Consider the following 8,370-nt stretch of genomic DNA (forward strand, 5'->3'; position numbering starts at 1 on the left):
CCGACTATAGCGTACGCTATCAATGCGCCGAGATACTGTTTCATAATGATCTACAAAAGAAAGAAGCTGAACTCATTAAAATTGAAGACCAGTACGGCTTAACCGACGATAACTTTGATGCCTTTGACGAACTCATCACCGAATACGAGCGTGACGACACTTTGCTCGATACTGTCCGAGAACGCATCACTAAAGAATGCTCAAGCTAACAAAAAGTAAGAGGGCTCTATTCAATGAGCCCTTTCCTGTCACAATTTCTAATGGTAGAAACTGTCTTTCCCAAGCACTGTATATTCCAAACATATTCCCTGAGTTACTATAAGACACCTAATCAGAGGAATACTAAATGACTAACGTAGCCGACTATTTATTACTTACCGCAGCGTTTTCCTTACTGCTGTCTCTTGCCTTGGCTTGGTTAGCCTCCTTTATCCTTTACGCTGATATAAAAGCACTTAAGCGTCTATTTCCTGCTAGCCACCAGCTTATCCGAGCGCATATTGATTACATCTTGATGTGCCTATTGCTGGTAGCCTGCTATTATTTGAATGAAAAGCTTAGCCTAGAACTACCCGGCTGGGTCATTTACACCACGTGCTTTGGAGCACTGTACAACCCTTTCGGCTTCATTGTGCTAGCTATAAAACCTCACATGGCTAAGCCTAAGTCGACTAGCGATAAAGCCCGCATTCTTCTAGGCTTCTTACCCGCGACAATTGGCTACGGTTACATTATGTGGCTTACCTTGATCACATTATTGTAAGCCCAGTAATCAAACCGCTTCTTCGAGATGGTAAGTCTGTGGTTATTAGCTATGCTAAGGGGTAGAAACAAGCTTATTCAGCTCCATTACAATACAAAGACCACAAATGAAAGCATTCTCAGCACACAACTGCCTGGTTATCTTACCGGCAACTCTTCTCTTTCCTTTAAGTTATTGGTTTGTAGGCGCTAGCACCGAAAACAGCTTACTAGCGTATATCTTGACTACCCTGATATGCTGCACATTGTCTTTGGTTTGGTATCAAAAAATAGTTATTTCACCCATAAACGCAGGAATCTCTGCATTAAAAGCGAACCTCGAAGAGAAGTTTTCTTACTCGACGCAATTAAATACCCAAAACATGTCTGGCGCGCCCAAAGAGTTATTTGAAATTTTGAATCAGCGCCTGAGCAATGCTGAGCAGGCTATACAGGGGATTCACCTTAGAGCCTCCCGCTTGCTCCCTATGAGCGCAGAATTAACCGAAACCTACAGTGCCATGAGCCAGAATACGATGATGCAATCTCATCACGGCGGCGTGTTGAGTGGAGCAATAAATAATATGGTCATGGCGACCGAAAACATCGAACATGACATTGGAGATATCAATAATCATATTCTCGAAATGAATAGCGAGCTCAATAGCTTTGGCGAGCACCTACATGCAACAACTTCCTCAATTGATACCATTGAAAAGCGCATATCTGAGTCGAATGAAGTATTAGATAAATTGCGTAACGATAGCGACCAGATCAACCAGATTATCACCGAGATCACCAGCATCGCAGAGCAAACTAACCTACTGGCACTCAACGCAGCAATCGAAGCAGCCCGTGCAGGCGAACAAGGTCGGGGTTTTGCCGTCGTTGCCGACGAAGTACGTTCACTGGCCGAGAGGACTCAAAGTTCAGCCGAACAGGTAAAAAGTATCGTCGATAGCATCCACACGAGCACACATGATGCCTCCAGTGTTATGCAGTCCAGCCAGAAAGACATTCAAATAACCGTTCGAAGTGCCCAATCCTCGAAAGAAGGCTTAAGTAAGACGGAGCGGGCTATCAAAGACATTATTTTATTGGCACAAAAGATCAAAGACGCCATGGCCTTACAGTGTGAAACAGAAGAAAAGTCAAAACGCTCTGCTGATGCGATCAGCAAATTGAATAGCGAAGCTTTGCAGCATAACTCCCTTCAGGCGATTACCAGCGAAGACCTTAAGAAGTTATCCGACAGCATCAGTGCTAATTTATCTTCAATTCATATCGACGAGGTTCTCAGCTCTACAGACCGTAGAACCAAAATCCGTCAAGAGAGAAAAGAAGTTAGCCAGTCAGATACAGATGAATCTGTTCTATTCTAAGGCCTAAGGCTTAGTCGTAGATACTAGGAATAGGCTGGCGCTTGTGTTGGGTGCTTTGATAAATCTTCATCAAGCGCTCTTCAGCCCATTCTTCGATTTCTTTTCCTTCCAAAAAATCATCGATTTGATCATAGCTGATACCCAATGCGTCTTCATCTTTCTTGCCCGGTTCGTTGGACTCAAGATCTGCAGTTGGGGCCTTGGATATAATAGCCTCTGGCGCGCCAAGAAAGCTTGCGCAAGCACGCACCTGACGCTTATTCAAACCAAACAAAGGGATCAAATCCACTGCACCATCACCGTATTTGGTGAAAAAGCCGGTTATATTTTCTGCAGAGTGATCCGTTCCCAATACCAAGCCACCCAAAATACCGGCGATATGATATTGGGCAACCATCCGCTCTCTCGCTTTGACGTTACCTTTTGAAAAGTCCAAACGTTGATCGGAAGCATGTAACTGGTCTACCGAGTCCAGTGCTGCAGTCACCTCTTGATGGATTGCATCGGAAGCTGACTTTACGTTTACCGCAACTGCGTGACTTGGTTGAATAAAGTCAATTGATAGCTGCGCATCATGCTCATCAGCCTGCTCGCCATAAGGTAGCCGTACTGCAACGAACTGGAAGCTATGAGGGTGAGCATTTTCCTGGTTAAGCTGATCAACGGCCATTTGCGCCAACTTTCCACAGGTGCAAGAGTCGATGCCACCACTAATGCCAAGCACCAAAGTTTTCAAACCTGAATCTTTCAATTTCCGCTTGATAAATGCAACACGCGTATTGATTTCCTGCTCAACATCTATCTCAGGCTTAACTTTCATTTCTTGCAATATTTGCTGACGTAGACTCATTCTCTTAACCAACCTTTCTATAAAAACAGTGCCCTTGTAAGAGCCTTTCAATTAAAGAAAATCCTTACTCAAATAAACCAAACGATATGACGCTCAATAGACTGCGGCTATGTTCAAGCTTATGCATCGCCACAAACTCGCCGCCATCATCAAAGCCTTTACCTTTTGGAAAGTTTTCTCTTAACACAGCCAAAGCATCATCTGCCTGTGAAGGAAGATCCAAATACCGATAAAGCGAAACCATCATAATTAAGGCCTCTTCGACACTTGGCGACGCGGGGTAATCTTTAACAACATAGGCCGCCCGGTTTGCCGCTGCCAGATAGGCTTGGCGTTTAATATAATATCGTGCAGCATGCAGTTCATAAGCCGCAAGACGATTTCTGATTTGTATCATTCTCTTTTGCGCATCTGCAGCATAGCTACTATCGGGGAAGCGAATTAACAGTTCAGAAAAATCTTTAAAGGCCAAACGCATATGCCCCGGGTCACGCGAGGTAATATCAACCGACGAAAAGTACTGACTGGAAACACCGATATCCAAATGATAGTTCGCTACTCCTCGTACATAATACGCGTAATCCACGCTCGGGCTTTGAGGGTGTAAACGAATAAAACGATCGGAAGCGAGAATCGCGCCTTCTAGATCTAGCCCACTATAACGCGCATAGATTAAATCTAACTGAGCTTGCTCAGCATATTGCCCAAAGGGGAAACGGGACTCCAACTCTTCTAGAGCGATCGTTGCTTGAGGAAAGTTCCTTAACTTGATCGCTCGTTTAGCATCATCATACAACTCTTGTTCTGTCGATTCTTTTTTCGGAGTGGAACTACAAGCAGAAAGAAACAGGACTGCTACCAGAGAAATCACGAGTGCAAAGTGTGAACGCATAATTGGATAAGACTTCTTGAGAATAATTGGAAAATGGTATTCGTTTTCTACACATTTTAATAAATGCTCACCAGAGATGCTCTCGGTGAGGTTATAATAGCCGACATTATTTCATATTTTACATTTTGCGTGTATGACAAATAATCAAACTTGAGGTTTCAACTCCCTTATAAGTCATAATTATTCAGTCTATCCCGTGATTTCTTTACATATCGAGACCTTATGAGCCAAATTATTGAAGCTGACTTTGTTGTTCCATTAGAACTATCTGGCATGCGTTTAGATCAGGTCATTGCTGATTTTATGCCTGAGTATTCTCGCTCACGCCTGCAACAATGGATTAAACAAGGCCATATTCGCGTAAACGAAGAAATCGCGCGGTCCAAAGACAAAGTCAAAATAAATGATCTCATTGAAGTGAAAGCCGAGCTTGAAAGTCAGGGAGAGTGGCTTGCTGAAGACATCCCGCTTGATATCGTTTATCAAGATGAAGACATTCTGATCATCAACAAACCAGCTGGAATGGTAGTTCACCCCGCCGCCGGTAACCACTCAGGCACTTTAGTTAACGCCTTGCTGCATCACTTTCCTGATATCAAAGCCGTTCCCAGGGCCGGTATCGTTCACCGCCTGGATAAAGACACGACCGGTTTAATGGTGGTCGCTAAAACACTAACAGCTCACGCCCATATTGTTGAACAACTTCAAAGTCGCGAAATGGGCAGAGAATACGAAGCTATCGCTGCAGGAGTCATGACGGGCGGCGGAACCATCAACGAGCCTATTGCACGCAGCCCTAAAAACCGCAAAAAGATGGCCGTCAACCAGTTCGGCAAACATGCGGTGACTCACTATCGCGTTTTAGAACGCTTTCTCGCTCACACTCACATACGCGTTAAATTAGAAACTGGACGAACCCATCAAATTCGCGTCCATATGGCACATATTAAACACCCGCTTATAGGGGACACCACCTATGCAGGAAGAATGAAACTTCCAGCCGGTGCAAGCGATGAAGTAAAAAATAAACTTAGGCAATTTGAACGACAAGCATTGCATGCTAAAAAATTAACCCTCATTCACCCTCAAACTGGTGAGGAGATGAGCTGGGAAGTCGATTTACCTGAAGATATGCAAAACTTACTAGCGGTGCTAAGCGAACAATGAGCCCTTGCGACTTACCTACAACATGGTTAAAACCTGAATGGCCCGTCGCGAGTCAAGTAGTCGCCTTTACTACGTCTCGCTTGGCTCCCGACACGATGCCAGATAGCAAGCTAAGCAGCTACCAAGACTTTAACTTGGCCCTACACGTCAACGATAATGAACAAACTGTACGACACAACAGGACAGTACTTGCGTCCCACTGCGCCTTAAATGCAGAGAATATTCATTGGCTGGAGCAGATACATAGTAATACTCTTGTTCAGGCCGAAAGCTCATCTATCAGCACTCAAGCAGACGCAAGTTATACTCGCAAGCAGCAAGAAGCCTGTGTCGTTATGACGGCCGACTGCCTTCCGGTACTGTTCTGCAACAAACAGGCAACGCAAGTCGCTGCCGCACATGCGGGTTGGCGAGGCTTAGCTTCTGGCATCCTAACTAAGACTGTAGAAAGCTTTGACTCACCCAATGAAGTAATTGCCTGGCTTGGCCCGGCAATCAGCCAAAAGGCATTTGAAGTTGGCGACGATGTCTATACAGCATTTTGTAACAAAGACCCCGAAGCCGCTCAAGCCTTTATCCCGGGAAAGGAACCAGGAAAATGGTTGGCAGATTTATACCTACTTGCCCGGATTGAGCTAAAAGCCATTGGAGTCAGCGCGATTTATGGCGGCACGCATTGCACCTTTCTTGAAAACCAACACTTCTATTCTTTTCGCCGTGATGGCCAAGTCTCGGGTCGTATGGCTTCTCTGATTTTCTTGCGCTAGAGTTTGGGTAAGGAATTAATCAGATTCTAAACGAATATTATCAATGTAAACCGTCAACTCCTGCTTCGGCTTATACATATAAAGCATCAGATCTACAACCTGTCCCATTTCCATTTTTCTGGTCTGTAAGCCATCACGAACCTTATCTAAGGGAATACTGTATTGATTCAGACCTTGAGCAATACGTACTCTAGTCTTGAAGCGATCATGATATTGATTCTGGTGTTTCATATCATGAATTCGCAGCACGGCATTTAGCGTCTCTGGTGCTTCAGAGTAGATCTCGAATTTTAGTCGATCATAATCCTGCCAGTCTCGATGCAAGTAGGCGAAACGCATTCCGGGATAGAGGGCATCTTTATTAAAGCGAAGCTTTCCAACCTGAGATTCATTAGCCCAGTCACCAGGTGCTTTGACAACTTCAAGCTCACTGCCATTTTTTGCTAACACAATTTGAGCCCAGCCAAAACTCTCGAAGTTCGCGATCACCGGAAATAAGCGATCAGCCTCCAGCTTCACATAACATCGATAAGCTGGGTAAAGCAGGCTTGCCAAAATCAAAAACAAAGCTATTCCCTGCATCATCATTTTCCGGCTTCTGCTAGTACTTCGAAATCGAGCGAGATACCACAGCAATGCAGCCAAACAACCAAAAACATCGTAAACAAAGTCTATTAAGCTACGCTCCCGGCCTACATAAGGCTGAACCAGCTCAACCAACAAACCAAACGAGAGGCAAAATAAAAGAAGGTAAATCAGCTCTTTTAAGGGCCGAAGCTGAGCAAAAAAAACCAGCAGCAGATAGGTCGCTAAACCGAAGACCAAAGCATGGCCAGAGTTGATCAAATGAGGATAAACCAAACCTTCAGAAGGCAACAAACTGAAGAACAATAAGCAAGCGAGTAGTAATACGCCACTTGGCAGTGCTTGCTTAATAGTCTGAAGGCTTATATCAAATAACATTTATTTTGCGCTAGAAAGCCCGGACACCAACTCAGAAACAAAACCTTGAATATACAAATCGACAATATCGACACCTACCTGCCAATACGCCTGACCCGGCTTACTCTTTAAAAATGTAATGTAGGCAGAGAGGTCCTCATCATTCAAATTACGATAGCTGTAATTTGCGCCCATCAACATAAATTCGGAAAACTGCTGACTTAGCATTGGTTCCATGCTCTGCCACTCCTGATTCATACGAGCTTCTAAAGCAGCTGCCTTATTTGGATTAATAACAGCAACCGCTTCCAAAACCGAAAAATACACGCCTTTCATTAGCTGAATAACAACCTTATCAGCATTCAGAGCTAAAGAAAGCTTCTCTAGCAATTGCGCTCTATCCTGCTTAACAGACTTGAAGCTTTGCTCCTGAAAATAGCGTTGCATCTTCTGCTGAGCTTCTGGTGTACTGGCCGCCCGTTCCTCTGTACTGATGCGTTGACCTAAGGGAGAAGCCAAGAACTTAATCGCATCAGACAAATCTTCAGCACGCTGATCCTGACTCAAATAAACCATTGCAATCTGTTCACCATCAACCTTTTTCGCTGCATGAGTCACGGCCGCACTGGTCTTTTCAAAACTGACGGAACTATTGACTGACAAACGTTTCATATCAAGCTGCTGCCCCATAGAATCAGGCAAAGAAGCAATCAACTCACTCAAGCCAGAGTCATGAAGAAACTGCTTCGCTTCCTCGATACTCAAACCTTTAGCCATCAGGGGTGCGGCGTGAGAAACAAATACAAGTAATAGGAAGGCTAAAGCCCTGTTTACCAATGCGTTCATGGAAAATTCCTTTGGAAAGCGCTGACCATTTGAAATCAGTAAATAATTTTCTGCCAAGAGCAGTTAATGCAAGAATATCATAGCCCCAGAGAAAGGGAGCAGGATTAACAAAGGGTAAGGCTTTGAGGGGGGGAGAGTATAAAGATATTGAACCTCATGCGTAGCGAGACGCATGAGGGAAAGCTATTTATCTAGCCAACAATTTCTAGCAACTCGATATCGAATACCAAAGCTTGGTATGGGCCGATATCGGCGCCAGCACCTGCTTCGCCATAAGCAAGGTGATATGGAATGTATAGCTTCCACTTAGAACCCACTTTCATTTGCTGAAGTGCTTCAGTCCAACCAGCAATCACGCCACCAACAGGAAATTGAGCTGGTTCGCCACGGTCATATGAGCTATCAAACTGCTTACCGTCGATCAAGGTACCACGATAGTGAGTGCTTACAACACTTTCAGCTGTTGGTATATCACCTTCACCGGCAGTGATTACTTCGTACTGAAGACCGGACTCTAGAACCGTCACTTCATCACGCTTAGCATTCTCTGCCAAGAAAGCTTCACCTTCACCCGCAAACTTCTTAGCTTGCTCTTGCTTCTCTGCTTCAACCTGAGTCTGAATCACTTGAAACGCCGCATTAATTTCTTCGCCAGGAATCTGTGGCCCCTTGCCAGAAAATGCGTCATTGATGCCAGCAATAGCAGCTTCTAATGACAGTCCGTTAAAGACGTTAGCTAATTGTTGGCCCATTTGAAGACCAACACCATATGATGCTTTCGCC

General features: G+C 44.5%; 10 protein-coding genes. 5 read left to right on the forward strand and 5 right to left on the reverse strand.

Features of this window, described 5'->3' with window-relative positions:
* From A3761_RS28080 to A3761_RS22665, 3 genes are all read left to right on the forward strand, one after another.
* On the forward strand, positions 1 to 209 hold a 209-nt coding region (locus tag A3761_RS28080), incomplete at its 5' end, for a hypothetical protein (protein ID WP_197473185.1).
* 137 nt (positions 210 to 346) lie between these two features.
* Positions 347 to 763 (forward strand): hypothetical protein, encoded by a 417-nt coding sequence (locus A3761_RS22660; RefSeq protein ID WP_068552917.1) that lies wholly within the window; start codon positions 347 to 349, stop codon positions 761 to 763.
* Positions 764 to 869: 106 nt separating this feature from the next.
* Entirely contained in the window at positions 870 to 2,123 is a 1,254-nt protein-coding gene (locus A3761_RS22665) for a methyl-accepting chemotaxis protein (protein WP_068514611.1), read from the forward strand.
* 10 nt (positions 2,124 to 2,133) lie between these two features.
* Here A3761_RS22665 and nadE read toward each other — a convergent pair whose 3' ends face one another.
* Both nadE and A3761_RS22675 read right to left on the reverse strand, forming a co-directional pair.
* Positions 2,134 to 2,973 carry an ammonia-dependent NAD(+) synthetase gene (gene nadE / locus A3761_RS22670; RefSeq protein WP_068513073.1) on the reverse strand — a complete coding sequence of 280 codons (840 nt, stop codon included), beginning with the start codon at positions 2,971 to 2,973 and terminating at the stop codon, positions 2,134 to 2,136.
* Positions 2,974 to 3,037: 64 nt separating this feature from the next.
* Entirely contained in the window at positions 3,038 to 3,865 is an 828-nt protein-coding gene (locus A3761_RS22675; protein WP_068514606.1) for an outer membrane protein assembly factor BamD, read from the reverse strand.
* A gap of 222 nt (positions 3,866 to 4,087) precedes the next feature.
* Between A3761_RS22675 and rluD the strand changes: the two genes are divergently transcribed.
* Positions 4,088 to 5,032 carry a 23S rRNA pseudouridine(1911/1915/1917) synthase RluD gene (gene rluD, locus A3761_RS22680; protein WP_068514603.1) on the forward strand — a complete coding sequence of 315 codons (945 nt, stop codon included), beginning with the start codon at positions 4,088 to 4,090 and terminating at the stop codon, positions 5,030 to 5,032.
* Complete coding sequence (pgeF, locus tag A3761_RS22685) at positions 5,029 to 5,799, forward strand: peptidoglycan editing factor PgeF (RefSeq protein WP_068514602.1); 771 nt, start codon at positions 5,029 to 5,031, stop codon at positions 5,797 to 5,799. Before rluD ends, pgeF begins: the two co-directional genes overlap by 4 nt.
* Before the next feature lie 15 nt (positions 5,800 to 5,814).
* Here pgeF and A3761_RS22690 read toward each other — a convergent pair whose 3' ends face one another.
* The 3 genes from A3761_RS22690 to A3761_RS22700 form a co-directional block, all read right to left on the reverse strand.
* A complete protein-coding gene (locus A3761_RS22690; protein WP_068514599.1) occupies positions 5,815 to 6,762 on the reverse strand; it encodes a VanZ family protein in 948 nt (315 codons plus the stop codon).
* On the reverse strand, positions 6,763 to 7,587 hold the full coding sequence (locus A3761_RS22695; RefSeq protein ID WP_068514595.1) for a DUF2059 domain-containing protein: 825 nt from the start codon (positions 7,585 to 7,587) through the stop codon (positions 6,763 to 6,765).
* Positions 7,588 to 7,778: 191 nt separating this feature from the next.
* Positions 7,779 to 8,370, reverse strand: a 592-nt coding sequence (locus tag A3761_RS22700) for an FKBP-type peptidyl-prolyl cis-trans isomerase (RefSeq protein ID WP_068750944.1), incomplete at its 5' end; no start/stop codon positions are given.

This window comes from Oleiphilus sp. HI0123, assembly GCF_001635315.1.

Coding starts and splice junctions, on each gene's coding strand:
- A3761_RS22675 (WP_068514606.1), bottom strand. CDS start 3,865: ATGCGTTCACACTTTGCACTCGTGATTTCTCTGGTAGCAGTCCTGTTT.
- A3761_RS22690 (WP_068514599.1), bottom strand. CDS start 6,762: ATGTTATTTGATATAAGCCTTCAGACTATTAAGCAAGCACTGCCAAGT.
- A3761_RS22665 (WP_068514611.1), top strand. CDS start 870: ATGAAAGCATTCTCAGCACACAACTGCCTGGTTATCTTACCGGCAACT.
- pgeF (WP_068514602.1), top strand. CDS start 5,029: ATGAGCCCTTGCGACTTACCTACAACATGGTTAAAACCTGAATGGCCC.
- rluD (WP_068514603.1), top strand. CDS start 4,088: ATGAGCCAAATTATTGAAGCTGACTTTGTTGTTCCATTAGAACTATCT.
- A3761_RS22660 (WP_068552917.1), top strand. CDS start 347: ATGACTAACGTAGCCGACTATTTATTACTTACCGCAGCGTTTTCCTTA.
- nadE (WP_068513073.1), bottom strand. CDS start 2,973: ATGAGTCTACGTCAGCAAATATTGCAAGAAATGAAAGTTAAGCCTGAG.
- A3761_RS22695 (WP_068514595.1), bottom strand. CDS start 7,587: ATGAACGCATTGGTAAACAGGGCTTTAGCCTTCCTATTACTTGTATTT.